This window comes from Kribbella sp. NPDC051586 (genome assembly GCF_044453965.1).
In the GTDB taxonomy this organism is placed as follows: domain Bacteria; phylum Actinomycetota; class Actinomycetes; order Propionibacteriales; family Kribbellaceae; genus Kribbella.
Window position 1 is genome coordinate 1,102,095 of sequence record NZ_JBITDF010000001.1, and the last position, 24,724, is coordinate 1,126,818.

The window sequence follows — 24,724 nt, forward strand, 5'->3', positions numbered from 1 at the left end:
GTCCTCTCAGAACTGACCCAGGGCCAGGCCCCGGGAGAAGAAGCGTTGGGCGGCGAGGAACAAGATCACGGTGGGCAGCGAGACGAGCAGTCCGCCGGCCAGCACGGTCGGCAGCGACGCGCCGCCGTACGTGCTCTGCAGGCCCGTCAACGCGGGCATGATCGGCCGGACCGAGTCCGACTGGCTCAGCGTCAGCCCGAGCAGCAGGTCGTTCCACACGAAGGTCGCCTGCAGGATGAAGATCGCGGCCAGCGCGGAGCCCGCCATCGGCAGGTAGATGCTGCGGAAGATCCGGAACAGCCCGCCGCCGTCGACCACCGCGGCCTCGAAGACGCTGCGCGCGATCCCGGTGAAGAAGTTGCGCATCACGAACGCCGAGAACGGCACGCTGATCGCGGTGTACACGATGATCATCCCGACCCGCGTGTCGTACAGCCCGGAGTTCGCGTACCCGGAGAACAGCGGCATCAGGATCATCTGCAGCGGGAAGATCGTCCCGCCGAAGATGAACACGAACCACAGGAACCCGCGCTTCAACCGCAGTACGACGATCGCGTACCCGGCCGCCGCGCCGATCAGCACCGCGAGGACCGGCGCGATCACGCTGTACATCGTGGTCGCCACCAATGTGTCGCCGAGCGCTGCCTTGCTCCACGCGTCGCCGAAGTTCGCGAACAGCGAGAAGCCGGCCGGCTTCCACACCGTCTTGGCGTCGTACCCGTCGACCGACTTGGACGCGTTGACGATCAGCAGATAGACCGGCGCGAGCCAGATCAGGCCCAGGACGACGAGGAAGGGAGTCTTAACCCTGCTCACGGGCGTCTCCCAACTGGTAGCGCAGGTACAGGATCGACGCAGCAAACGTGACCAGGCTGAGGAACAGCGCGATCGCCGCACCCTGGCCGTAGTCGTTCAGCACGAAGGTCTCCTTGTACATGGACAGCGCCAGGGTCTCGGACGACGTACCAGGACCGCCCTGCGTCATCACCCACACCACGTCGAACGTCTTCAGGCTGCCGACGATCGACAGCCCGATGACGACCGTGGTGATCGGCCGGAGCTGCGGCCAGAGGTGATGGCGGAACAGACTGAACCCCTCCGCTCCGTCCAGCCGGGCAGCCTCCAGCGGCTCGCCCGGGATCGACTGAAGCCCGACCACGAACAGCAACGCGTTCACACCGGCTGCCTGCCAGGTGACCGCCACGATCATCATCAGCGTGTTGCCAGGGCCTGCCTGCAGCCAACCGGTGTGCGCACCAGGCAGCCCGAAGAACCCGAGCACCTGGCCCAGTGCGCCGTCCGGCTGCAGGACAAAGCCCCAGATGACGCCGACAGCTACACCGGAGATCGCGTAGGGCAGCAGGAACGGCAGCCGCAGCCACGTGCCCCACTTGTGCCCGTAGGTCAGTACTGCGATCAGCAGTCCGAGTACTACTGGCAGAGTCACCATCCCGACGACCCACAGCAGCGTGTTGACCAGCGCCCCGACCAGATCGGGGTCGCTGAACATCGCCTTGTAGTTCGCCAGCCCGGACCACACCGGCGATGCCAGGCCGTCGTAGTCGGTGAAGCTGACGTACGTCGTCCACAGGAACGGCAGGTACAGCAGCAGTGCGACCACGCCGACGGCCGGCAGGCCGAACAGCGGCGCCATCCGGGCACCGGTCCGGTCCGGGCGCTGGCTGCTCGCCCGGACCTTCACCGGTGGCCGTTCGATCGTGGAAGTCACTTCTGCTTGGCCCAGTACGCGTCCGCCTCGGCCTGGATCTTCTGCAGGCCCGGCATCGGGTCACCCGGCTTGGTCACGAACGCGCCGAACACCTCGAGCGCCTTGTTCGCAACAGGCACCGGCGTCGCTTCGAACCAGCGGTTGATCAGCCGGTACCCGTCACCGCCGACGTCCTTGTTCAGCTTCGCCAGCCCCGGGTCCTTGACCTCGGCCTTCGGGTTGAACGACAGGTCGCCGCGCGAGTTGGCCCACGCGGTCTGCGCCTGCGGGGTGACCCACCAGTCGGTCCACTTCTTCACCGTCGAGGCGTGGTCGCTGGCCGCGGCCGAGCAGACCGGGCCGGTCTCGAAGATCATCGAGGTCTTCGGCAGCGACGTGTTCACGTTCGGGATCACGAAGAAGTCGTAGTCGGTGCCGGCCTTCATCTTCAGCGTATTCAGGTTGCCGCTGAACCAGGTGCCGAAGTTGATCATCGCCACGTCGCCGTTCTTCAGCTGCGCCTGCGGCTCGGTCTTCGAGCCCGGGTCGCTGAAGTACCCGGCGTCGATCATCTTCTTCCACTCGTTCATCACGTCGACCACACCGGGGTCGGTGTACTTCGCCTTGCCGGCGGCGAGCTTGTCGTACAGGTCCGGGTCCTTGCCCGCGAGCAGCGTCTCGAACCAGACGAACGAGAACAGGATGTTGGTCTGGTAGAACGGCTTCACGCCGATCGCCTTGAGCTTGTCGGCGTCCTTGATCATGTCCGCCCAGGACGTCGGCGTGGCGGTGATGCCGGCCTTCTTGAAGACGGCCTTGTTGTAGTACATCACCCAGTAGCCGGCGTTCAGCGGCACGCAGTACTGCTTGTCGCCGTAGGTGAAGTACTGCTTCAGCTGCTCCGGGATGTTGCCGTCGGCAATCGCCTTGGTCCACTGGTCGGTGGTGTCGGCGACGAGCTTCTGGTCCACCAGATCCTGAAGCTCCTTGCCGGTGTGCCAGGTGAACAGGTCCGCCTTCTCCTTGGTCCGGAACGACGACCGGATGAACGCGGTGTACGTGTTCGAGTCGGAGTACCCGACCGGCTCCATGCCGACGCCGATGTCCTTCTTGCTGGCCGCGCCGACCTGGGTGAACGCGTCCTTCCAGCCACCCTTGTCGTTGTAGAACTTCAGCGAGTCGACAGGCTTGTCGTCACCCTTCTTCGGAGCGGCGGTTCCACCGCCACCTCCACAGGCGGACAGCGCGAGCGCGCTGGCGATCACCAGGGCAGCCAGCGCCTTCCGGTTGGTCTTGCGTTGCATGGTGCGTCCTTCCAGCTCAGGGGTGCTGAAGTCGTTGGTTGATGACGGCGAGTACGCCGTCCAGGTGCTCGCGGGTGAGCAGTTCGGCCAGGTCGGAGTCGCCGGACCGGATCGCGTCGTAGATGGCGCGGTGCTCGTCCAGGTCGGCCTGCCGGTCGCCGTGGATGTGCAGGATCTCCAGCTGCTCGCGTACGTTCACGACGGTCACCGACTCGACCACCTCGGCGAGGGTGGCGTTGCCGGACGCCTGTGCCAGTGAGCGGTGGAAGTCCATGTTCACCTCGGCCAGCCGGGCATGGTCGCCGGATGCGATCAGCTCGGCCGCAGTGGCGAGGTCCTGCTCCATCTGCTCGAGTGCGGCCTCGTCACGCGTCGCCGCGGCAAGTGCGGCGACAGGTGGCTCGATCAGTGCGCGAGCCTGCAGGAGCTCGACCAACCGGTCCGCACTCGGTGCCAGCGCCAGGGGGTTCGCCAGTACGAGACGGCCGACGTTCGGACCGACGTACACACCGGAGCCGTGCCGGAGCTCCACTGCGCCGGTTGCCTCCAGCCGGCGCAGCGCCTCCCGGACGGTGGGTACGGCGACCTTGAACCGCTCCGCCAGCGACCGGACGGATTCGAACTGGTCACCGACCGACAGCTTCCGGTCCGCGATCAGCGAGAGCATCGACGTCGCCAGATCGTCCAGCAGACTGCGGCGTACGACGCCACCCGGAGTACTCACTTTGCGGCCGCCAGCGTCACGGCGAGGAACCGTGGCCGGTAGATGCTCACGTCGGCGTACAGGTCGTCGCTGACGAGGCTGTTGACGTTGTAGCTGACCAGCAGCTCGTTGCCGCGGCGCAGGTCCGGGTGCTCGTGGGAGTTGTAGGTGATGATGTTCCCGCCGGTCTCGGGGGTCTGGTACAGCTCCACCGGCTTCACCCACGGACCGGTCGGCGAGCAGGAGAAGTACCCGACCACGCGCTTGCTGAACAGCTCCTTGGTGTCATGCGTGACCAGCAGGTAGCCGTCCTTGAACTTCGTGACGCTGTGCTCGTTGGCCACACCTTCCAGCACCCGGGCGGACGCGGTCTCGTCCGAAGACCAGCCAGAGCCGGTCCAGTACTCCCACGGCTTGGCGGTCAGATCGTCGCCGCGGACCCGCGCGACATGCTGGTACTTCGAGGAGCCGAGGTCCTCGACTCCGTAGATGTAGGTGTAGCCCTGGTCGCGCAGCAGCCAGCCGGACCACTGCACGTTCGCCGCGGACGGGATCGGCGTGAGGCTCTTCAGCTTGAAAGTCTTGCTGTCGAAGCGGGCGAGGTAGTTGCTCGCCCAGTGCCAGTCCCATTGCCCCGTGCCGGTCCTGACGAAGCGCAGCGCGACCACGTCCAGGTCACGGCCGGCGTGGCTGGTCTGAGCGGCGCCGACCCAGTACCAGCCGTCGGACGGCGGTGGGATGAGCGCCGTCGGGTTGGTCGGCGTACCGCCGGTGACCGTCTTCAGGCTCGTGCCCTGCTGGATCACGAACGAGTTGTTGATGAACGGCGCCGTCGTGGGGCGACTGCCGTCCGGGTTCACCGGTCCGAGGAACGTGTCGGAGAAGATCCACGCCGTCCGTCCACCGGGGAGTGCGACGGAGTACGTGCTGTCCGCACCCGTCCAGCCCTTCCCGGTGTCGCTGTAGGCGTTCAGGAGCCCTTCGGGCGCGGCGTGCGGGGTGGTCCGGGCGGTCCAGTTCGTGCTCACCGCGCTGCAGCTCGACGGGGCGGCGGAGGCGGCAGGCATACCGAGGCCCGCTGCCGTGAGAGACAACGCGACAACGGCTACCAGTGGGCGTGACATAAAAATGATCAGATCACTTGGTCATTTTCGCTGTCAAGACCCAGGGTCGGATCAGGGTGTGTACCGAGCGTCGTGCTACCGGGTGGGTGGGAGGATCGACGACATGAAGAACTTGATCATCAGGCTGCTGGCGAACGCGGTCGCGGTGGCGGTGGCGAGCTGGCTCGTCGCCGGCATCACCCTGCAGGGCGCGACCACCGGCAAGCGCGTGCTCACGCTGCTGATCGTCGCCGCGATCTTCGGCGTCGTGAACGCGATCGTGAAGCCGGTGGTGAAGGTGCTGTCCTTCCCGCTGCTGATCCTCACGCTCGGTCTGCTGACCTTCGTGATCAACGCGCTGATGCTGTGGCTGACGTCCTGGATCACCGGCAAGCTCGACGTCCAGTTCCACGTCGACGGCTTCTGGTCCGCGCTGTTCGGTGCGCTGATCATCACGGTCGTCGGCATGATCATCAACCTCGTCCTGCCGGAGAAGGCCGAAGTCCACTAGTGCGGCACGTCGAGATCGTCTGTAGCGGGAACATCTGCCGGTCGCCGATGGGCGAGGTGGTCCTGCGGGCCAAGCTCGCCGAGGCCGGGATCGACGGCGTCGACGTGACCAGCTCGGGTACCGGCGGCTGGCACGTCGGCGACCCGATGGACCCACGCGCGGCGGCCGCGCTGCGCCGACGCGGGTACGACGGCAGCGCACACCGGGCTCGTCAGTTCGACCGTGCGGCCGACCTCGTGCTCGCGATGGACTCAGGACATCTCGCCGAACTCCGCCGCCTCGGCACCGCGGCGCAGCTGTTCGCGGCCGACGACGTACCCGATCCGTACTACGGCGAGGACGACGGCTTCGACGTGGTCCTCGCGCAGATCGAGAAGGCGGCCGACCAGTGGGTCGGCCGCCTCAGCTCCAGCTCCTAGCCCTGGCCGATCTCCGACTTCAGGCCGACGAACCAGTCGACGGTCGGGTCGAACTCCTTGCCGCCGGCGATCCGCGGGAACTCGATCGCGCGCAGCTCGTCGCCACGCTCCTCGTCGTGGCCGACGACTCCGCTCTCACCGCGCAGCGCCGCGTCGACGGCGTAGTCGGTGCACTCCTTGATCAGCGCCAGGTCCCGGTCGTTGGACGCGGCCGAGCGGCTGAAGTACCCGCTCTTCTGCACCATCGTCTTCTCCGCGCCGATCCGCTCGGCGAACTGCTTGGCGAACCAGGCGCCCGGGTTGATCGTGTCCAGCTTCACGTGCCCGAACGGGTCGCGGCCGACCTCCTCGCCGCGGGCCTCCATCTCGGCCACGATCGACGGCACCCCGGCACCCTCGGACAGGAAGATGTTGACGCAGTCCTCGGAGTCCATCACCTTGCGCAGCCGATCGGCCTCGGCGTCGAGGTCGATCGTCGCCTCCGGCACATACACCGCATGCACCGACCAGCTTGCCCGGTCCAGGCCGATGCCCGGGTTCCACTCCTGCTCGTCGACCCACTGCTGGTACGCCCGGGCCGTTGCCGCGGTCAACCATCCGCAGTTCCGGCCCATCACCTCGTGGACGATCAGCATCCGCGGGTTCGAGCTGTGCTCGGCGATGATGTTGCGGGCGAACAGCGCACCCTGCTCCGCCGCGGTCCACGCGCCCAGGCTCTGCCGGATCGGGATCACGTCGTTGTCGATGGTCTTCGGCAGACCGACCACGGTCAGGTCGTAGTCGTGCTCGTGCAGGTAGGCCGCGAGGTCGGCGGCCGTGGTGTTGGTGTCGTCACCGCCGATGGTGTGCAGTACGTCGACACCGTCCGCGACCAGCCGCTCGGCGGCGACCTGGAGGGCGTTCTGCCCGTCCTGGATCAGGCCGCGCTTGACCAGGTCGGCGGTGTTGGTCAGCTTCACCCGGCTGTTGCCGATCGGGCTGCCGCCGAACTTGTGCAGCACGGACGCCTTCTCCCGCACCTCCGGCGTCACGTCGAGGAACCGGCCGCTGAGCAGACCGTGGTACCCGTTCAGGTAGGCGATGATCTCCACGTCGGGCGCCACCTCGGTGTAGCGCTCGATCAGCCCGCCGACGGCGGACGACAGGCAGGGCGCGAGCCCGCCGGCGGTGAGCAGGGCAACTCTGCGGACAGACTTGTCGGCAGCCATGGGCCAGGGTCCTTCCGGGACGTCTCTTGAAGTCGGCACCAGACTAGTGATGCAGACCACTCTCAGCGGTGGTTGGGGTTCACCCAGCGGACAGCGGCACGCTGCGTGGCGGGACCGGGGTGGAGACGACGAACGAGCTGGTGGTCTGGCCGTGCATCAGGAACTTGTCCAGGACGTCCTCGAGGGCGGCGATCTCGGCGACCTGGACCCGCATCAGGAAGCAGTCCTCACCCGAGATCCGGTGGCACTCGACCACCTCCGGCGTACGACCGGCCAGCTCGATGATCCTCGGGATCTGGTTGGGCCCGGGCCGCAGCCGGACCCAGGCCGCGACCGGCCGTCCGAGCGCGCCCGGGTCGATGTCGACGCGGTACCCGCGGATCACCCCGGACTCCTCCAGTCGCGCGACCCGCTCCCGCACGGTCGGCGTGGACACGCCCAGCCGGCGAGCCAGCTCGGTGGTCCGCAGCCGAGGGTCCGCGATCAGCTCCTCCAGGATCCGGGTATTGAGGTCGTCCAGCACTTGGCTTCTCGTTTCGGTAAGCAAAACTGCCTCCCAGCCTCCGATCGGTCATGGAGACGCGCAGACTCTGTTCCTACTGTAGTGAGGTGACAACTCTCGCAGAAGCCCCGCCCCGGGCCGGTCTCGCCACCGGCGCCGCTGCCGTGACCGTCGTCCTGTGGGCCTCGTCGTTCGTCGCCATCCGGCACGTCGGCACCGAGATCTCCGCCGGCGCCCTGTCGCTGGCCCGGCTCGGGCTCGGCAGCATCTTCCTCGGCGCTCTCCTCTTCACCCGTCCCCGGCCGGCCGCAACCGTCCGCCGGTGGCCGGCCCAGCGGGACTGGCTGCCGCTGATCGCGTGCGGCGTGCTCTGGTTCGGCGTCTACAACATCGCGCTGAACGAGGCCGAGCGCCGCCTCGACGCGGGTACGTCGGCCATGCTCGTGCACATCGCCCCGCTACTGATCGCCGTACTCGCCGGTCTCGGCCTCGGTGAAGGTTTCCCGCGGCAACTGGTGATCGGCGGCCTGGTCGCGTTCGCCGGCATCGTGATCATCGGTACGTCGACCTCGAGCGGCCGCGCCGAGACGTGGGGCGTCGTACTCTGCGTCGTCGCTGCCATCTCGTACGCCGTCGGCGTGGTCACGCAGAAGCCGCTGCTGAGCCGGCTCCCTGCGGCCGAGGTCACCTGGCTCGCCTGCACCATCGGAGCGGTCGTCTGCCTGCCGTTCGCACCCACGCTGGTCGATGAGCTCCGCACTGCCGACGCAGCGACCATCTGGTGGGTCGTGTACCTGGCTGCCTTTCCCACCGCTCTCGGCTTCACCACCTGGGCCTTTGCGCTCCGTCGGACCAGTGCCGGCCGGATGGGCGTCACGGTGTACGCCGTACCGGTTGTCGCGATCGTGCTCGGCTGGCTGTTCCTGGGCGAGACGCCTGCTGTGCTTGCGCTGGCCGGCGGAGCGCTCTGCCTGACCGGAGTCGCAATCTCCCGGAGGACCGCATGAAGTTCGGAGTGTTCGTACCGCAGGGCTGGCGGATGGATCTGGTCGAGCTGCATGACCCGGTCGAGCAATGGGAGGCCATGACTGCCGTAGCCAAGGCCGCCGACGCAGGTCCGTGGGACTCGATCTGGCTGTTCGACCACTTCCACACCGTCCCCGAGCCCGTCCGCGAGACCGTCTTCGAGATGTGGACCACGACGGCCGCTCTGGCGCGTGACACCTCGCGGGTGAACCTGGGCCAACTGGTCGGCTGCAACGGGTACCGCAATCCCGCACTCGTCGCGAAGATGGCCGCCACCGTCGATGTGGCCAGCCACGGGCGCATGTACGCCGGACTGGGCGCGGGCTGGTCGGAGCACGAGTGGAAGGCGTACGGCTACCCGTGGACGAGCCAGAAGGAGCGGATGGGTTCGTTCGTCGAGTCGATCGAGCTGCTGCACCGGCTGTGGACCGAGGACGACGTGGTGTTCGAGGGGAAGTACCACTCGGCCGACAAGCCGTTCGTCGAGCCGCGCCGCAAACCCAAGCTCTGGATCGGCGGCGGCGGTGAGCGCGTTACATTGCGACTAGTTGCAAAGTACGGAGACGCCTGCAACTTCGGGACCGGACGCCTCGACATCATCGAACGCAAGCTCGCGATCCTCCGCCGGCACTGCGAGGAGGTCGGCCGCGACTACGGCGAGATCACCAAGTCGACCAGCCTGAACGTGTTCCCGATCGAGTCCGGTGCCGATCCGGAGACCGCGACAGCCAAGGCCCGCGGGCGGTTCAGCCTGGAGGAGTTCCTGGAGATCGGCTCCGGCGGCACGCCTGACGTGCTGGCGGACGTGCTCACGACGAAGGAGCTCGGCCTGCGCATCGAGCAGCTGGCCGAGGCCGGGATCGATTACGTCATCTCGTACATCCCCGGCGTCGCGTACGACCACGAGCCGATGCAGCGGTACGCCGAGGAGGTCGTACCGCAGTTCAGCTGAACGCGGTATTGGCTGCCACGACTCCGTCGCGGCGGGTCATGGTGCTGTAACTCCCGGCATCGAGCGCAGGTGCTGGTGGATGCCGTCGTACACGGTCACGGCCGGGAGCAGTCGCTTCGGGATCTTGGTGACCACGCTGTAGTTGACGTCGACGACGTTGGCCAGCGGGACCTCGCTGACCTGGCTCAGCAACTGGTACGCGTCCAGTTTGTCGAGCCCGTAGAGATCGCCGAGCCAGTGGACCATGTCCACCTGGCCGGCCCGCCAGGCGTCTTCGAGTGGTCTGCTCGACCCGACAACGGCCAGGTACTCGTCGTTCTCGATCCGGGGCCAGACCGGTCCGGGCGTCTTGAGCAGGTCGACGATCAGCACCACGTTCATCGCGCCTTCGACCGCGGTCCCACAGGACTCACCCTCGCCCTGGCGGTAGTGACCGTCACCGACCGAGAACAGCGCGCCCTCGACGTTGACATTGAGGTAACACGTCGCACCCGCGCGCATCTCCGGAGTGTCCATGTTGCCGCCGAACATGTCCGGGACCAGCGCCGACCGGGCCTCGCCCGCGGCGGGCGCGACACCGACGGTGCCCAGCATCGGCTCCAGCGGCAGCGCGATCTCCAGATCACTCGCCTGCGCCTGGAACCCCACGGTCTGCTTGTCCGAGTCGACCTCGTAGATCCAGGTCCGCTCCGGCAGCGGGTCCTGCAGCGTCGCCGTCCGGTCGGTGCTGGTCAGACCGCCGAAGTACGGGATGGTCGCGGACACCCCCCAGGTCCGGGCCGGGGTCAGCTCGACGAGGTGCAGTACCAGGGTGTCGCCCGGCTCGGCTCCCTCGACGTAGAACGGCCCGGTCTGCGGGTTCACGTACGGCATCTTGAGCGACGCGCTGGCGAGATCCGTCGTGCTCCGGAGCGTGCCGCAGTACGCGTCCTCGGTCCACAACCGCAGGGCGGTCCCCGGCCGGATCCGGCGGATCGGCGGCACGCCGCCGAAGGTCCAGGCGTACTCGGCGGGTTCAGGCGTGAATTCGATGACGTCCACCTCTGAAACCTAAGGTGTCCAGGAGGTATTGGGCTACCGATCAGCGGGTTCTCAGGCGATTCTCAATGAAGCGACCTACGCTCGCCTGAGCGGAACTTCGAGCGGAGCGGGGCAGACGATGCGGGTACTGGTGGTGGACGACGACCGGGCGGTCCGGGACTCGCTGCGCCGTTCGCTGGAGTTCAACGACTTCGAGGTGGTGACCGCCTCCGACGGCGCCGAGGCGCTCGCGGTGATCGGCAACGTCGAGCCGGACGTCGTGGTGATGGACGTGATGATGCCGCGGCTGGACGGCCTGGAGACCACCAAGGCTCTGCGAGCCGCGGGCAACAATGTGCCGATCCTGGTGCTGACCGCGCGGGACGCGGTCGCGGACCGGGTGGACGGGCTGGACGCCGGCGGCGACGACTACCTGACCAAGCCGTTCGCCCTCGAGGAGCTGCTGGCCCGGCTGCGCGCGCTGCTGCGCCGCAGCACGACGCCCGGCGAGGGCGGCCAGCGCGGCGAGGTGCTGCAGTACGCCGACCTCGTGGTCGACGTGGACGCGCACGAGGTGCACCGCGGTGATGTCGCGATGCAGCTCACCCGGACCGAGTTCTCGCTGCTCGAGCTGCTGATCCGCAACCCGCGCCGCGTGCTCGAGCGCGCGGTCATCCTGGACGCGGTCTGGGGCTACGACTTCCCGACCACAGCGAACTCGCTCGAGGTCTACATCGGGTACCTGCGCCGCAAGACCGAGGTCAACGGCCTGCCCCGCCTGATCCACACCGTCCGCGGCATCGGGTACGTGCTGAGGGACACCCCGCCGTGAGTCAGCAACACCCCGACGACTTCCCGACGTACGCCGGACGAACGCAGCAGCCGCAACCACCCGCACAACCTGTTGCCAAGAGCAACGGAAACCGTGTGGCCGCGACCGCTGCCCGCACCCAGAGCTGGTGGAACGAGACCCTCCACAAGCTCAGCCTGCACGCGCGCGTGACGCTGCTCGCCGCGGTCGCGGTCGGCCTCGCGGTCGCGATCGTGAGCGTGGCGGCGTACATCACCGTGCGCCAGCAGATGTACCAGAACCTCGACAACAGCCTCACGCAGCGAGCTGTCCAGGCGTCTCAGAAGGGCGTCCTGACCAACCTCGACAACCTGCAGCACGCGTCTGCCGACGCGTTCGGGCTGAGCGACATCCGCGTAGGCGTGCTGAGCGCGAACGGCGACAAGTACGCCCCGGTGAACAGTCCGCTGCCGCCGATGGGCGTCGACGAGATGCAGGTCGCCCAGAACCAGAGTGAGCAGGCCAGCCTGCGAACAGTCGGCATCCGCAACGGCGGCTCGCATTTCCGCGTGGTTGCGGTGCCCGCTCGCTTCTGTCCGGTCGATTACAGCCGCCAGTGCGAGATCGACCAGGACCTCCTGCAACCCGGTGCGCTCGTCGTGGCGCAGTCGCTGGGACCGATCGACCAGACGCTGCACAACCTCGGCATCGTTCTGTGGGCCTTCGGGCTGATCGGCGTGATCGGGGCGGCGCTCGCGGGGAACGCGGTCGCGCGGTCCGGTCTGCGTCCGTTGGCGCGGCTGACCGGCGCGGCCGAGCATGTCGCCCGGACCGAGGACCTGAAGCCGATCCCGGTCGGTGGGACGGATGAGATCTCCCGGCTGGCGATGGCGTTCAACGCGATGCTCGGGGCGTTAGCGCAGTCCCGTGACCGCCAGCGCCGGCTGGTCGGCGATGCGGGCCACGAGCTGCGTACGCCGCTCACCAGCGTGCGTACCAACCTCGATCTGCTCGCCCAGGCGGACAAACGCGGCGGGCTCCGCCCGGAGGATCGCCAGCAACTGCTGGACGACGTACGCGCCCAGATGGACGAGCTGACCACGCTGATCGGCGACCTGACCGAGCTGGCCCGCGACACACCCCAGGTGCGGAACGCGGAGCTGATCGAGCTCTCCAACGTCGTCGAGGACGCGGTCATGAAGGTACGGCGCCGCGCCCCCGGCCTGGAGTGGGACGTCCAGATCATGCCGTTCCCGGTCTGGGGAGACGAACGCCTCCTCGGCCGCGCGGTGACGAACCTGCTCGACAACGCAGCGAAGTACAGCCTCCCCGAGGGCGCCGAGCAGCGTAGCGACGGGCAGCCCGTCGGACGGGTGACAGTGCGGCTGCTGGACGGCGTACTCACAGTCACCGACTCCGGGCCAGGCATCGCCGAGGCCGACCTGCCGCACGTCTTCGAGCGCTTCTACCGCTCCAGCGAGGCCCGCAGCCGCCCCGGCTCAGGCCTGGGCCTCGCCATCGTCAAACACGCAGCCGAACAACACGGCGGCATGATCTACGCCCGAAACCTGCCCGGCGCCGGCGCCCAGTTCACCCTGTGGCTGCCCCACGCGGCGACCCAGACCCGCTGAAGGATTCCTGACAGGTCCTTCAGAGGATCTTCATGGAGTTCTTCGGTCACTCCGAGCGGATCTTCAGGGCCCTCTCAGGTCCGGCGGACAGAGTACTCGTCATGACCGAGAACCAGCCGCCGCAGAACCAGCCCGGCCAGAACCCGCCAGGCCCGCAGGGGCCGGAGCGTACGCAGCAGTTGCCGATGTACGGGCAGCACCAGCAACAGCAGTTCGCGCCGCAGGGTGGTCAGCCGGGTCAGCAGAGGCAGGAATCGGGGCCGCAGGGGCAGCGGCCGGGACAGTACCCCACAGGTGGGGGTGCTTATCCGCAGTTCGGGGCGCCGGGGACGCATCAGGGGACGTCTCCGGGCCCGAACTGGCCCTTCGGACCGCAGCCGGGCACCGCTACCGCGGAGAAGCCGAAGAAGCGGGCCGGTCTGGCCTTGGTGGCGCTGACGGCGCTGCTGGTCGGTCTGGCTGGTGGCGTCGGCGGTGCGGCGGTGTACTCCGCGACCAACGACCACAGCACGAACACTCCGTCGGTGACAGCGCCGCTGAGCGGCAACCAGGCCGCACCGGCGGCCGCGCCGGACGGCTCGGTGCAGAGCGCCGCGGCCAAGGTGCTGCCGAGCGTGGTGAAGATCGCCGTCGCCAACTCGCAGGGCGCCGCGACCGGGTCCGGCATCGTGATCAGCAAGGACGGCCTGATCGTCACCAACAACCACGTGGTCGCGGGTGCCGGCCAGGGCGCCACGATCACCGTCATGCTGAACGACGGCCGCACGGTCAACGCCACCGTCAAGGGCACCGACCCGCTCACCGACCTCGCCGTGATCCACGCCGACGCGACCGACCTGACCCCGGCCACGCTGGGTTCGAGCGGCAAGCTGGCGGTCGGGCAGGGCGTGGTGGCGATCGGTTCGCCGTTCGGCCTGGAGGCGACCGTGACCAGCGGTATCGTCTCGGCGCTGAACCGCCCGGTGACGTCGGGCGACGAGCAGCAGGACAGCACGACAGTCTTCCCAGCAATCCAGACGGACGCCGCGATCAATCCGGGGAACTCCGGCGGCGCTCTGATCGACCTCGCCGGCCAGGTGGTCGGTATCAACAGCGCGATCAAAACCGCCGGCGGATCGGGACAATCCGAAGGCGGGAACATCGGCCTGGGGTTCGCTATCCCGATCGACCAGGCCAAGCCGATCGTCGACGAGCTGGTGGCCAAGGGCAAGGCCACGCATGCGCGGCTCGGTGTGACGGTCGGCGACGCGCAGGCTTCCGACGGGCTCACCAACGGAGCACGCCTTGGCGAGGTCACGTCCGGCGGTGCGGCGGACAAAGCCGGTCTGCAGTCAGGTGATGTGGTGACTGCTGTAGACGGCAAGGCGATCGCGTCAGGGGACGCGTTGGTCGCCACAGTCCGTTCGCACCGCCCGGGCGATCAAGTAACTCTCACGGTCACCCGCAACGGCAAACCCCAGTCCATCAAAGCCACCCTCGGCTCCGACAACGGGAACCCCACCGGCTGACAAACCGTCATACCAGAACCGGGACTGCGCCGCCCACCGAGCGGCGCAGTCCCTTTTACTTGTGTCATGACTGTGCAGATCCTGCGGGCGGGTGAGCGGTTTCGGACTGCGAGCGGGTGGCTGGACTCGCGGCATTCGTTCTCGTTCGGGGAGCACTACGATCCGGCGAACGTGGGGTTCGGGTTCCTGGTGGCGCACAACGACGAGACTGTTGCTCCGGGCACCGGGTTTGGGGCGCATCCGCATCAGGATCTGGAGATTGTGACCTGGGTACTGCGGGGTGCGCTGGCGCATCGGGACTCGGAGGGGAACAGCGGGCTGGTCTACCCGGGGCTGGCGCAGCGGATGAGTGCCGGGTCGGGGATCCGGCATTCGGAGTGGAACGACGGGGCTGAGCCCGTTCACTACATCCAGATGTGGGTCCGGCCGGAGCGGTTCGACCTGCCGCCGTCGTACGAGCAGACGGAGCTCGACCTCTCCACCGGCGAGCTGATCCCGGTTGCGTCGGGGCTGGCGAGGCACGCTGCGAGCACCGCGATCCACCTCAACCAGCCCGCCGCGGGCATGTCCGTCGCCCGCCTCGCCCCCGGCCGGACCATCGAGCTGCCCGCCGCGCGGTACGTCCACCTGTTCGTAGCGACAGGCACGGCAACCCTCGAAGGCGCCGGCGAGCTGGCCACCGCCGACGCCGTACGCCTGACCGACTCCGACGGTGATCGCGTCACCGCCGGCCCGGACGGCGCCGAGCTGCTGGTCTGGGAGATGACCGGCTAGACAAAACGGAGGGCGCCTCCGCTAAACTCCACGCATGTCAACACAAGAGTTCCCCGGACGGGCCGGGCGGGTCGGGGTTTGGGTACCGCCGACGACGCTGGATGCGACCGCCGGTGAGGTGGTGACTCGCGAAGTCGCCCGGATCGACGCGCTGGGGTACGGATCGCTGTGGACCGGCGAACGACTGGTCGGGGCGGAGGCCTTCGCGCGGCACGGTCACTTCCTGGCGAGCAGCACGCGACTCGTGGCCGGGACCGGTATCGCCAACATCTGGGCCCGCGTCCCCGAGGCGATGCGAGGCGGCGCGGCAACACTGGCGTCGTTGTATCCGGACCGGTTCGTTCTCGGCATCGGCGCCAGTACTGCGAGCGTCGTCGAGCGGGTCGGGGCGACGTACGACCGGCCGCTCGCACGGATGCGGGACTACCTGGAGCGGATGGCAGCGGTCGAAGGCGCACCGGACGGCACATACCCCACGGTCCTGGCAGCTCTCGGGCCGAAGATGCTCGGCGTGGCCGCGGAGCTGGCCGACGGCGCACACCCCTGGATGGTCCCGGTCGAGCACACGGCCTTTGCCCGCAAGGAAATGGGGCCGGACAAACTGCTGATCCCGCATCAGCCCGTCGTCCTCACCGACGACCGGACGGCCGCGCGCGAGATGATCCGCACCATGTTCGGGCCACTACTCGGCCTGGCGAGCGGCTCGCCGTACGTGACGAATCTCCGCCGCTTCGGCTACGGATCCGACGACGCCGACCGGGTCCTGGACGCCCTCTTCGTGTACGGCGACGCCGCGACGATCGCCGAACGCGTGCGCGAGCACCTCGACGCCGGCGCGGATCACGTGCTGATCCATCCGCTCGCGGCCGATCTCACCGCCACCGTCGACCAGCTGGAAGGGCTGGCGTCGACCGTCCTGCCCTAGCCGGCCTGTTCGCTCATCGTCCAGACGTGGCGGAGGGACTGGCCGGCGACGCCCTCCGGGTTCTGGGCGAAGCCTTCGACGAACTGGCTCATGTGTTGCTGCCAGCGCTGGTCGGTCGGGTCGTTGCGGAGGTAGGCGACGGCGGCCTCGAAGTCGTCGGTCACGACCAGGTGGAAGAGGTCACGGCCGCTGCGCCAGATCGACCAGTCGCTGATGCCGGCGGCGTGCATCGCGGTGATCAGTTCCGGCCAGACGCGAGCGTGCTCGATCTCGTAGGCCTCTTCGGTACCGGGAATCAGGCGGCTGTGCAGCGCAAGGCGGGTCACAAAGGAGCAGAATACGCCGCGGACGGCAGACCTGGAACGCGGTTCCAAAATCACCGTGGACCGATTCGCGCTTCCACTTGCCCCTGATTCACCCGGCCACTGACGCCAACTCCTGAGCCTGGACCGGCGTCGTACTTGGGCGGGTTGAGTAGTTTCGCCCTCGTGGCAGAGAGGCCACACGCCGAAGACTGTGCCCGGTGTCCACCCGTCGTCGTGCGAGAGTTGGGAAAGTGAAGCGAACCACTGCGATCGTCTGCCTGAGTAGTCTGCTGATCACCGCTGGTTGTTCGGACAGCAAGTCCGGCGGCGGGAAGTCCGGCAACGACGAGCAGCAGGCCTCCGGCGCGGTCATCAAGCAATTCGCCGACGCGTGGGTGAAAGCGTGGGCGCCGGACGGGAAGCCGGACGCGGCCGGGGCGCTCACCGACAACCCGACCGTGTTCGCGAAGCGGCTCGACGACACCGACACCGCGCTGGTCGCCAGCACCGTGACGGTGGCCCCGCAGGGCGACCCGAAATGCAGCGACGCCAACAACTGCACGCAGGAGCTCGCGGTCGAGGCGCAGCTGCGCGGCATCGGCGCGATGAAGTGGACGAGTACGGCGACCGCGGTGAAGACCGGCGACGCGTGGAAGATCAAGGCCTCCGGCGACACCATCTACCCCGGCCTGGGCGACAACAACTACCTCAAGCGTGTCCGCGCCCTGCCTGCGCGAGCCTCGATCCTGGACCGCAACGGCGTCGCCCTGACCGCGAACCGGCCGGTCGTGATCGTCGGCATCGCCTCCGGCGCGACGGCGACTCCGGCGACGTACGCCGCGTTCACGAAGTACCTCGATGTCGACGGCGCGAAGCTCGCCGCGCGCGCCAAGGCGGCGCCGGCCGGGCAGTTCGTCGACGCGATCACGATCCGGGCCGAGGAGTGGGAAGCGCTCCGGCCGACGATGGGCAAGCTGCCGGGCGTGCTGACGATGGGCGGCACGCAGTCGCTGCCGCCGACCGCGACGTTCGCCAAGTCGCTGATCGGCACGATGAAGACCGCGACCGCGGACACCCTGAAGAACGCCGGCCCGACCGCGTCGGCGCAGGACCAGGTCGGTACGACGGGATTGCAGTACGCGTTCCAGCAGCAGCTCGCCGGTACGCCGGGCGGCACGGTCACGCTGCGGGACGGCAAGACCAAGTTGTCGATCAAGACCGTCTTCAGCCAGAAGGGCACCGCCGGCAAGCCGGTGAAGACCACCCTCGACACGGCGATGCAGAAGTCGGCCGAGGCCGCGCTGGCGACGAGCAAGCTGCCGGCGTCGCTGGTCGCAGTCCAGGCGTCGACCGGCCAGATCCTGGCGGCGGCGAACGGGCCGACCGTGGCGAGCTACAACCGGGCGTTCCAGGGTCGGTACGCGCCGGGTTCGACGTTCAAGATCGTCACGTCGGCGGCGCTGATCGGCAGTGGGGAGACGGGCGCGACCGCGCTGCCGTGCACGAACACGATCAACGTGTTCGGCAAGACGTTCAAGAACTACGACGGCCTGGCGGCCTACGGCGCGGGCACGATGCAGAAGGCGTTCAACGAGTCCTGCAACACGGCGTTCATCTCGCAGCACGCACGGCTGCCGAAGGACGGGATGACCAAGGCCGCGGCGATGTTCGGCATCGGCCGGGACCTGGACCTGTCGATCTCGGCGTACGGCGGTCAGGTGCCGCTGCCGAAGGACGACGTGGCCGAGGCGGCGTCGATGATCGGCCAGGGCACGGTCACCGCGAGCCCGCTGGCGATCTCGCTGGTCGCGGCGACGGTCGACCACGGTACGGCGATGAAGCCGGTCCTCGTACCGGGCAAGGACGCTGCCGGCGCGGCCGCCTCTCCGTTGCCTGCAGCAACTGTCGCGTCGCTGCGGACGTTCATGCGGACCACGGTCACCGGCGGTACGGCGAAGGTGCTGGCCGGCAACGGCGCGGTCGCGGCGAAGACCGGCACCGCGGAGCTCGTCTCCGGCGGCAAGGTGATCACCAACGCCTGGATGGCCGGCTACCGCGGCGACGTCGCGTTCGCCGTCATCGTCGAAGGCGGCGAGTCCGGCTCCCACACCGCCGGCCCGATCCTCAAGACGTTCCTCTCCAGCTTCAAATGAGGACTTGCTGAGAGTTCGCTGAGAGTAGGCCTTCGGGTGGAAATCGTCACTTAGGGTTGCTGGATGGAGAGCCTGACGTGTCCGAAGTGTCGTGGCGAGATGCGGTCGTACGAGCGCAACAGTGTCACCGTCGACCAGTGCGGAGAGTGCCGGGGGATCTTCCTCGATCGGGGTGAGCTCGAGCGGCTGGTCGATGCCGAGCTGCAGTACAACTCGCCGTCGCCGCAGCCTCGCTACGAGGAGAAGAAGCGGTACGAGGACCGCAGGTACGACGACCGGCGGTACGGGAACCAGCACCCGCGCAAGAAGAAGAAGTCCTTCCTCGAGGAGCTCTTCGACTAGCGGGCGATGACCGTGCCCTGGGCAATCGCGCACAGCGTCGGTGTACCGGCGGCGTCGATCGTGGTGAGTTCGCAGGTGCACGTCGCCTGACGCCGGCCCGAGTGGGCAACCTTCGCCTCGGCCCGCAGGATCGCGCCCCGGCCCGGGCGGAGGTAGCTGATCGTGAATCCCCCGGTCAGCACGTCCGGGCCGAGCGCGACGCCGCCCGCGAAGGTGATCGCGTTGTCGGCGGCGTACGCGAGGACGCCGCCGTGCAGGAACCCGTTCTGCTGCTGGAGATCCTTGCGAATGTCGAGCTCCAGCGTGGCGCCGCCGTCCCCGAACGCGGTCACCCGCGCCCCGACCAGCACACTGAACGGCTGCGCGGCCAACAGCTTCTGAGCGTCCTCGAGGGTCAATTCCGTCACGCGCCGCACGATATGCCACTAGCTGCAAAGCATCGTGAACGGCGGTCTGCACGGGTCTATCGTCAGGGCGTGACCACACCACCGGTGCAGCTCCGCCCGATCACCGATTCCGAGTACCCGAGCTGGTCGGAGCGCGCCGCCGAAACGTTCGCGGCCTGGATCGGCCCAGCCCGTGGGCTGACCGCTGACGAGGCGCTGGAGTTCGCACGCGAGGAGACCAAGCGGCTGCTCCCGCAAGGCCCCGCCACCGAGAACCAGCGGATCTGGATCGCGCTGGTCCGCGACGAACCGGTAGGCAACCTGTGGATCAGCACGGGATCGCGGGTGCCGTTCATCTACGCCGTTGAGGTGGACAGCAGCCAGCGCGGCAAGGGCTACGGCCGGGCGATCATGCTCGCGGCGGAGGAGGAGTGCCGCCGCCTCGGCCACAAGCAGCTGGACCTGAACGTCTTCGGCGACAACACCACCGCGATCGGCCTGTACGACTCGCTCGGCTACACGGTCACCTCCCAGCAGATGCGCAAAGCTCTCTGATCAGCCGGGCGAACTCCCCCGGCTGGTCCAGGGCGATGAGCGTGTAGCTGTCCGCAACCTCCACGAACCTTGCCTGCGGCAACAGCTCGGCCAGCCGACGGCCGTGGTCCGCCGGCATCACCCGCTCGTCGGCAGCCCAGACGACGAGCGCCGGTCGATCGAAGCGATGCAGGTCCTCCGCAGCGTCGGTCAACACACCTCGATCCGCGAACACCGCCCGGAGCATCCGCACCGTCTCCGCGCGCAGCTCGGGCTGCTCGAGCAACGGCCTGATCCATTGCGCCGTGGTCGCATCGCCGCGCTTCGTCAACGTCCCGAAGGCGAGCGGCGACCGGCGTACGGCCTTGAGCCGCAGCTGCTGCATGAACGCTCCGAACAACCGCGGCGACAACCTCCCGGACAATGCGAGGACGCGCCCCGTCAGACCGGGCGGCAGGTTGTCGAAAGCCTCGCACGACGCCAGCACGGCCTGCGCGACGCGCTTGGAGTCGCCTCCCAGGACGAGCTGCACGACGGCTCCTCCGGTGTCGTTTCCGACGAGTACGACGTCCCTCAGATCGAGCCGATCCAGGAACTCGACGACCAGATCGGCGATCCCACGCAGCGAGAGGTCGGCGCCGGCGGTCATCAGCCGCCGGTGCGCCCCGAACGGCAGCGTCGGGGCGATGCATCGATGGTCGGCGCTCAGATCGGCGATCACGCCGTCCCAGAGCGATGCATCCATCAGCAGTCCGTGCAGGAGGACGACCACCGGGCCGTCGGTCCCGCTGTCGACGTACTGCACCGTTCCGGCTGACAGCTCGATCTCGTTCATATGAGAAGCATATTATATCAATTCGATATTTGGTGAAAATGTGTTGGACGACGCTTTCCGGCCGTCATACGGTGGTCGGTGGTAGCCGCATCGAAAGGACCACAGGGAGCGATGTCGAGAACACGCCGCCTGGATATGGGTTAGCGAACTCCGCGATCGGACCGGATCGCGCAGCCGGGACGGACCTCGGAGTCCCCCGGCCGAATCCTCCTGGCGAAGTGCTCGTCCTGCGCTCTGCGCGTTTGCGCGGTGGCGCTGCCCGGTCCTGTCAACTGACTCCTTCGAAAGCGGTGTTCCTTCGTGACGCCTGTTTCTGCCTTGCCGCCTGTCATCGCGGCACAAGATCTGACCAAGACCTACACCTTCCACCAGCAGACCGCCGGCCTCGGCGGAGCCCTGAAAAGCCTGGTGAAGCGCAAGTACGAGACCCGGCTCGCGGTCGACCGGGTCACCTTCGGCATCAACCGCGGCGAGGTCGTCGGCCTGCTCGGGCCGAACGGCGCCGGCAAGACGACCACACTGAAGATGCTGTCCGGCCTGCTCTACACGACCTCCGGTGAGCTCGAGGTCCTCGGCCACACGCCGTCGGATCGCAAGCACGACTACCTGCGCCGGATCGCGCTGGTCATGGGCCAGAAGACGATGCTCTGGTGGGACGTGCCGGCGATGGAGAGCCTCCTGCTGCACAAGGACATGTACGGCTTGTCCACCGCGGAGTTCGATCGCAACGTCGCCGAGCTCGCGGAGCTGCTCGAGGTCGAGCATCTGCTCAACGTCCAGGTCCGCAAGACCTCGCTCGGTGAGCGGATGAAGCTCGAGCTGATGGCCGCGCTGGTCCACGGCCCGGAGATCCTGTTCCTCGACGAGCCGACGATCGGGCTCGACGTGGTCGCCAAGGCCCGTGTCCGGTCCTTCCTCGCCGACGTCAACCGGCTCCGCGGTACGACGATCCTGATCACCAGCCACGACATGGACGACATCGAGGCGCTCTGCTCGCGGGTGATGATCATCGACCACGGCCGCCTGCAGTTCGACGGCGGCCTGGACGACCTGGTCCGGACGGCGCAGCCGCGCAAGCTCGTGCGGGCGACGTACGCGACGCCGGTCGACGGCGCGCGCCTCGCCGGGCTGGACGGTGTGACCGGGGTCGACGTCGACGGCCAGACGGTGAAGCTCGAAGCCGATCGGGAGCGGGCCGGCTTCGTGATGGAGCAGCTGACCCGGCTCGGCCCGCTGGTCGATCTCGACGTCGCGGACGCGGATGTCGAGGACATCATGCGCGACCTGTTCCTCCGCCGCAGCACGCTGGGAGGGGCGTCATGAGCACGCTCACCCGCAACCTCCGCGTCGTCCGGCGGATGACGGCGGCCGAGATCGCGCAGCAGTCGGTGTACCGCGGCGCGTGGATCATCTTCATGCTGGCCAACATCTGCATGCCGATCATCTCGCTGCTCATCTGGCGGACCGCGCTCGCGAACGGCGCTCAGCTCCCGGTCGACGAGCAGTACATCACGACGTACTTCGTACTGCTCGGCTTCGTCACGATGGCGACGTCGTCGTGGATGGCGGCGTTCCTCGCGAACGACATCCGACTCGGCAAGCTGTCCAGCTGGATGGTGCGGCCGGCGTCGTTGCTGGTCGGGTTCGTCGCGAACAACCTGTCCGAGAAGTTCCTGAAGCTGTTCGCGCTGGTGCCGATGATCGGCATCGTCTGGTGGATCTTCCGCGACTCGATGAACATCCCGGCCGGCGCCGGCCGGTGGATGCTGTTCGCGCTGAGCATCGGCCTCGGGGCGATCCTGGTGTTCACGATCGACATCCTGATCGCGGCGCTGGCGTTCTGGATGGACGACGTCGGCGCGCTCGTGCAGGCCCGGGTGATCATCGCGAGTGTGCTGTCCGGCGCGGTCGTACCGCTGGCGCTGATGCCGTCCTGGTCGCGAGGCTTCGTCGACCACCAGCCGTTCCGGTACACGGTGTCGTTCCCGGTCGAGATCGTCGCCGGTCAGCTGACCGGCAGCGAGTTGGCCGCCGGGCTGGGGATCCAGCTCGGGTACGTCGTCGTGCTCGGAGTGGTTGCCCGACTGGTCTGGGCGGCCGGGATCCGCACCTACTCGGCGGTGGGCGCATGAGCACATACGCCGAGGAGCTGCAGCCGCTCGATGCGAACTGGTTGCGCAAGCAGTGGCGGCACGTCCGGCTGTGGCGGCGGTTCTTCGCGCAGGCGGTCGTCCGCGAGACGCACTATCGCGCGCATTTCCTGACCACGCTGCTCGTGGGTCTCGTGCAACTGGGCCTGGGGATCGTGCCGACGCTGCTGCTGTTCGGTTTCACCCAGGAGGTGCACGGGTGGTCGCGGGCGGAGGTGATCGCGCTGGTCGGCGTGTACCAGATCGTCACCGGGCTGATTGCCACGTTCGTCGCGCCGAACCTGAACCGGATGACGACGTACCTGACCGAGGGCGAGCTGGACGGCGTCCTGCTGCGGCCGGTGTCAAGCCAGTTCTACCTGACCCTGCGCTGGATCAACGTCGCCGAACTGACGAACGTTGCCAGCGGCATCGTTGTGCTCGTGATCGGGCTGGTGCAGTCCGATCTCGGTCCTGATGCGGGGCAGGTGCTGAAGGCCGTCGTGCTGGTCGCCTGCGGGTTGGTGTTGCTGACCGCGGTCTGGTCGGCGATGTCGTTCCTGGCGTTCTGGCTGCAGTCGGTGAACCCGATCGGGGTGGTCTACCTGAGCATGGTGGAGGCCGGGCGGTACCCGTTGGTGTTCTTCCCGGTCGCGGTGCGGACGTTCCTGACGTTCGCGTTCCCGGTGGCGTTCGCGACGACGTTCCCGATCCGCGCGTTGGCCGGCGATCTGGGTTGGGGACCGGTTGCGCTCGGCGTCGGGCTGGCCATAGTGGCAATGTCACTAGTCCGCTTGGTGTGGCGGCGCGGGTTGCTGACCTACTCCAGTGCGTCGAGCTGATGTGGTTACCTGTGCGGTATGAGCTGGTGGGTCCTGCACGTGGACATGGATCAGTTCATCGCGGCCGTGGAGATCCGGCGGCGGCCTGAGCTGCGTGGGCTACCTGTCGTGGTGGGCGGGTCCGGCGATCCGACCCAACCACGGCAGGTGGTCGCCACCGCGTCGTACGAGGCGCGCGAGTACGGCGTACATTCCGGGATGCCGGTGCGGGCTGCGTACAAGAAGTGCCCACAGGCGGTATTCCTCCCGTCGGACCCGGCTGCGTACGACGCGGCCTCGACCGAGGTGATGGACGTGCTGCGCTCGTTCCCGGTCGTGGTGGAGGTGTGGGGCTGGGACGAGTGCTTCGTCGGCGCGGAGACCGACGATCCGGAGGCGCTGGCCGTCTCGCTCCGCGCCGCCGTGGAGGAGCGGACCTCGCTGACCTGCGCGGTCGGCATCGGCGACAACAAGACCCGGGCCAAGCTGGCCACCAACTTCGCCAAGCACTCCCGCTCGCACGCCGAACCCTTCGTCGGCGCCGGCGAAGGGTCCGCGGCGGGCATCTACCGCCTCACGGCCGCCAACTGGCGCTCCGTCATGGACGATCGTCCCATCCGCGACCTCTGGGGCATCGGCAGCCGGATGGAGAAGAACCTCAACGAGCTCGGCATCACCACCGTCGCCGACCTCGCCGCCGCCGATGTCGAGGCCCTGAAGAAGCGCTTCGGCCCCAAGATGGGCGCCTGGTACGCCGCCCTCGGCCGAGGGCTCGGCGACACCCAGGTCACCGACGTCCCGCGCGAACCCGTCTCGCGCAGCCACGAGGAGACGTTCCCCGCCGACCTGGTCGAGCTCGCTGACATCCAACGCGAACTCCGTCGCATCGCCGAAGAGGTCACCCGCGAGGTCGTCGCCGACGGCCGCACCATCCAGCGCGTCTGGGTGAAGCTCCGCTTCATCAGCTTCTACACACCGATCAAGAGCCGCAAACTCAAATCCCCGACCCAGGACCCCGAAGTCATCGCGACCACGGCCCTGGAACTCCTGGAAAAGTTCGAGATCCGCCGCCCGATCCGCCTACTCGGCGTCCGCGTCGAGTTCGTCCCTCCTGACGCTGTTGAGTGAGGACTCT

Annotated in this window: 27 protein-coding genes; 16 read left to right on the forward strand and 11 right to left on the reverse strand. The window is 68.0% G+C overall.

The features are described 5' to 3' along the window. Nucleotides 1-6 precede the first annotated feature (6 nt). Genes ACIA58_RS05385 through ACIA58_RS05405 form a run of 5 tightly spaced genes read right to left on the reverse strand, consistent with a single transcriptional unit; the run spans nucleotide 7 to nucleotide 4,743 of the window. On the reverse strand, nucleotides 7-816 hold the full coding sequence (locus ACIA58_RS05385; protein WP_396402348.1) for a carbohydrate ABC transporter permease: 810 nt from the start codon (nucleotides 814-816) through the stop codon (nucleotides 7-9). Then, on the reverse strand, nucleotides 803-1,729 hold the full coding sequence (locus ACIA58_RS05390; RefSeq protein WP_396402349.1) for a carbohydrate ABC transporter permease: 927 nt from the start codon (nucleotides 1,727-1,729) through the stop codon (nucleotides 803-805). The genes ACIA58_RS05385 and ACIA58_RS05390 overlap by 14 nt, the downstream gene beginning before the upstream one ends. Further along, nucleotides 1,726-3,012 carry an ABC transporter substrate-binding protein gene (locus ACIA58_RS05395; RefSeq protein ID WP_396402350.1) on the reverse strand — a complete coding sequence of 429 codons (1,287 nt, stop codon included), beginning with the start codon at nucleotides 3,010-3,012 and terminating at the stop codon, nucleotides 1,726-1,728. Before ACIA58_RS05395 ends, ACIA58_RS05390 begins: the two co-directional genes overlap by 4 nt. 16 nt (nucleotides 3,013-3,028) lie before the next feature. After that, on the reverse strand, nucleotides 3,029-3,736 hold the full coding sequence (locus ACIA58_RS05400) for a FadR/GntR family transcriptional regulator (protein WP_396402351.1): 708 nt from the start codon (nucleotides 3,734-3,736) through the stop codon (nucleotides 3,029-3,031). After that, complete coding sequence (locus ACIA58_RS05405; protein WP_396402352.1) at nucleotides 3,733-4,743, reverse strand: DUF4185 domain-containing protein; 1,011 nt, start codon at nucleotides 4,741-4,743, stop codon at nucleotides 3,733-3,735. The genes ACIA58_RS05400 and ACIA58_RS05405 overlap by 4 nt, the downstream gene beginning before the upstream one ends. Nucleotides 4,744-4,942: 199 nt before the next feature. Between ACIA58_RS05405 and ACIA58_RS05410 the strand changes: the two genes are divergently transcribed. Both ACIA58_RS05410 and ACIA58_RS05415 read left to right on the forward strand, forming a co-directional pair. Continuing rightward, the gene (locus ACIA58_RS05410; RefSeq protein ID WP_396402353.1) at nucleotides 4,943-5,329 is read left to right on the forward strand and encodes a phage holin family protein; all 387 of its coding nucleotides are present in this window, start codon (nucleotides 4,943-4,945) and stop codon (nucleotides 5,327-5,329) included. After that, complete coding sequence (locus tag ACIA58_RS05415; RefSeq protein WP_396402354.1) at nucleotides 5,329-5,748, forward strand: low molecular weight protein-tyrosine-phosphatase; 420 nt, start codon at nucleotides 5,329-5,331, stop codon at nucleotides 5,746-5,748. Before ACIA58_RS05410 ends, ACIA58_RS05415 begins: the two co-directional genes overlap by 1 nt. Here the strand turns inward: ACIA58_RS05415 and ACIA58_RS05420 are convergent. Then, nucleotides 5,745-6,956 (reverse strand): pyrophosphate--fructose-6-phosphate 1-phosphotransferase, encoded by a 1,212-nt coding sequence (locus ACIA58_RS05420; RefSeq protein WP_396402355.1) that lies wholly within the window; start codon nucleotides 6,954-6,956, stop codon nucleotides 5,745-5,747. The genes ACIA58_RS05415 and ACIA58_RS05420 overlap by 4 nt on opposite strands. A 79-nt stretch (nucleotides 6,957-7,035) precedes the next feature. Further along, nucleotides 7,036-7,479 carry an Lrp/AsnC family transcriptional regulator gene (locus ACIA58_RS05425; protein WP_396402356.1) on the reverse strand — a complete coding sequence of 148 codons (444 nt, stop codon included), beginning with the start codon at nucleotides 7,477-7,479 and terminating at the stop codon, nucleotides 7,036-7,038. 86 nt (nucleotides 7,480-7,565) lie between these two features. Here ACIA58_RS05425 and ACIA58_RS05430 point away from each other — a divergent pair, with 86 nt between their 5' ends. Further along, a complete protein-coding gene (locus ACIA58_RS05430; protein ID WP_396402357.1) occupies nucleotides 7,566-8,465 on the forward strand; it encodes a DMT family transporter in 900 nt (299 codons plus the stop codon). Next, on the forward strand, nucleotides 8,462-9,436 hold the full coding sequence (locus tag ACIA58_RS05435) for a TIGR03560 family F420-dependent LLM class oxidoreductase (RefSeq protein ID WP_396402358.1): 975 nt from the start codon (nucleotides 8,462-8,464) through the stop codon (nucleotides 9,434-9,436). Before ACIA58_RS05430 ends, ACIA58_RS05435 begins: the two co-directional genes overlap by 4 nt. A 36-nt stretch (nucleotides 9,437-9,472) precedes the next feature. On the opposite strand, the gene ACIA58_RS05440 is transcribed toward ACIA58_RS05435, so the two are convergent. Then, a complete protein-coding gene (locus ACIA58_RS05440) occupies nucleotides 9,473-10,477 on the reverse strand; it encodes an acetamidase/formamidase family protein (RefSeq protein WP_396402359.1) in 1,005 nt (334 codons plus the stop codon). A 118-nt stretch (nucleotides 10,478-10,595) separates the two neighbouring features. Between ACIA58_RS05440 and ACIA58_RS05445 the strand changes: the two genes are divergently transcribed. The 5 genes from ACIA58_RS05445 (at nucleotide 10,596) to ACIA58_RS05465 (ending at nucleotide 16,084) form a co-directional block, all read left to right on the forward strand. Beyond that, nucleotides 10,596-11,288: a response regulator transcription factor gene (locus ACIA58_RS05445; RefSeq protein WP_130442918.1), complete on the forward strand. Its 693-nt coding sequence runs from the start codon at nucleotides 10,596-10,598 to the stop codon at nucleotides 11,286-11,288. Then, the gene (locus ACIA58_RS05450; RefSeq protein WP_396402360.1) at nucleotides 11,285-12,877 is read left to right on the forward strand and encodes a sensor histidine kinase; all 1,593 of its coding nucleotides are present in this window, start codon (nucleotides 11,285-11,287) and stop codon (nucleotides 12,875-12,877) included. The genes ACIA58_RS05445 and ACIA58_RS05450 overlap by 4 nt, the downstream gene beginning before the upstream one ends. 101 nt (nucleotides 12,878-12,978) lie before the next feature. Then, complete coding sequence (locus tag ACIA58_RS05455) at nucleotides 12,979-14,385, forward strand: S1C family serine protease (protein ID WP_396402361.1); 1,407 nt, start codon at nucleotides 12,979-12,981, stop codon at nucleotides 14,383-14,385. A 66-nt stretch (nucleotides 14,386-14,451) separates the two neighbouring features. Next, nucleotides 14,452-15,159 carry a pirin family protein gene (locus ACIA58_RS05460; RefSeq protein ID WP_396402362.1) on the forward strand — a complete coding sequence of 236 codons (708 nt, stop codon included), beginning with the start codon at nucleotides 14,452-14,454 and terminating at the stop codon, nucleotides 15,157-15,159. Nucleotides 15,160-15,193: 34 nt separating this feature from the next. Continuing rightward, on the forward strand, nucleotides 15,194-16,084 hold the full coding sequence (locus tag ACIA58_RS05465; protein WP_396402363.1) for a TIGR03620 family F420-dependent LLM class oxidoreductase: 891 nt from the start codon (nucleotides 15,194-15,196) through the stop codon (nucleotides 16,082-16,084). On the opposite strand, the gene ACIA58_RS05470 is transcribed toward ACIA58_RS05465, so the two are convergent. Next, a complete protein-coding gene (locus ACIA58_RS05470) occupies nucleotides 16,081-16,410 on the reverse strand; it encodes an L-rhamnose mutarotase (RefSeq protein WP_396402364.1) in 330 nt (109 codons plus the stop codon). The two genes, ACIA58_RS05465 and ACIA58_RS05470, sit on opposite strands and share 4 nt — an antisense overlap. A gap of 230 nt (nucleotides 16,411-16,640) precedes the next feature. Between ACIA58_RS05470 and ACIA58_RS05475 the strand changes: the two genes are divergently transcribed. Together ACIA58_RS05475 and ACIA58_RS05480 are read left to right on the forward strand one after the other, a co-directional pair. Then, the gene (locus ACIA58_RS05475) at nucleotides 16,641-18,542 is read left to right on the forward strand and encodes a penicillin-binding transpeptidase domain-containing protein (RefSeq protein ID WP_396402365.1); all 1,902 of its coding nucleotides are present in this window, start codon (nucleotides 16,641-16,643) and stop codon (nucleotides 18,540-18,542) included. A 63-nt stretch (nucleotides 18,543-18,605) separates the two neighbouring features. Then, the gene (locus ACIA58_RS05480) at nucleotides 18,606-18,884 is read left to right on the forward strand and encodes a zf-TFIIB domain-containing protein (RefSeq protein WP_396402366.1); all 279 of its coding nucleotides are present in this window, start codon (nucleotides 18,606-18,608) and stop codon (nucleotides 18,882-18,884) included. Here ACIA58_RS05480 and ACIA58_RS05485 read toward each other — a convergent pair. Further along, nucleotides 18,881-19,291 carry a PaaI family thioesterase gene (locus ACIA58_RS05485; RefSeq protein ID WP_396402367.1) on the reverse strand — a complete coding sequence of 137 codons (411 nt, stop codon included), beginning with the start codon at nucleotides 19,289-19,291 and terminating at the stop codon, nucleotides 18,881-18,883. The genes ACIA58_RS05480 and ACIA58_RS05485 overlap by 4 nt on opposite strands. A gap of 69 nt (nucleotides 19,292-19,360) precedes the next feature. Here ACIA58_RS05485 and ACIA58_RS05490 point away from each other — a divergent pair, with 69 nt between their 5' ends. Next, a complete protein-coding gene (locus tag ACIA58_RS05490; RefSeq protein ID WP_396402368.1) occupies nucleotides 19,361-19,825 on the forward strand; it encodes a GNAT family N-acetyltransferase in 465 nt (154 codons plus the stop codon). On the opposite strand, the gene ACIA58_RS05495 is transcribed toward ACIA58_RS05490, so the two are convergent. Next, on the reverse strand, nucleotides 19,794-20,639 hold the full coding sequence (locus ACIA58_RS05495; RefSeq protein WP_396402369.1) for an alpha/beta fold hydrolase: 846 nt from the start codon (nucleotides 20,637-20,639) through the stop codon (nucleotides 19,794-19,796). The two genes, ACIA58_RS05490 and ACIA58_RS05495, sit on opposite strands and share 32 nt — an antisense overlap. 300 nt (nucleotides 20,640-20,939) lie before the next feature. Between ACIA58_RS05495 and ACIA58_RS05500 the strand changes: the two genes are divergently transcribed. From ACIA58_RS05500 to ACIA58_RS05515, 4 genes are read left to right on the forward strand one after another with little or no spacing between them, the layout of a single operon-like run. After that, nucleotides 20,940-21,962 carry an ATP-binding cassette domain-containing protein gene (locus ACIA58_RS05500; RefSeq protein ID WP_396402370.1) on the forward strand — a complete coding sequence of 341 codons (1,023 nt, stop codon included), beginning with the start codon at nucleotides 20,940-20,942 and terminating at the stop codon, nucleotides 21,960-21,962. Further along, entirely contained in the window at nucleotides 21,959-22,771 is an 813-nt protein-coding gene (locus ACIA58_RS05505; RefSeq protein WP_396402371.1) for an ABC transporter permease, read from the forward strand. Before ACIA58_RS05500 ends, ACIA58_RS05505 begins: the two co-directional genes overlap by 4 nt. After that, a complete protein-coding gene (locus tag ACIA58_RS05510) occupies nucleotides 22,768-23,610 on the forward strand; it encodes an ABC transporter permease (RefSeq protein WP_396402372.1) in 843 nt (280 codons plus the stop codon). Before ACIA58_RS05505 ends, ACIA58_RS05510 begins: the two co-directional genes overlap by 4 nt. A gap of 18 nt (nucleotides 23,611-23,628) precedes the next feature. After that, complete coding sequence (locus ACIA58_RS05515; protein ID WP_396402373.1) at nucleotides 23,629-24,717, forward strand: DNA polymerase IV; 1,089 nt, start codon at nucleotides 23,629-23,631, stop codon at nucleotides 24,715-24,717. The last annotated feature ends 7 nt before the right edge of the window (nucleotides 24,718-24,724 follow it).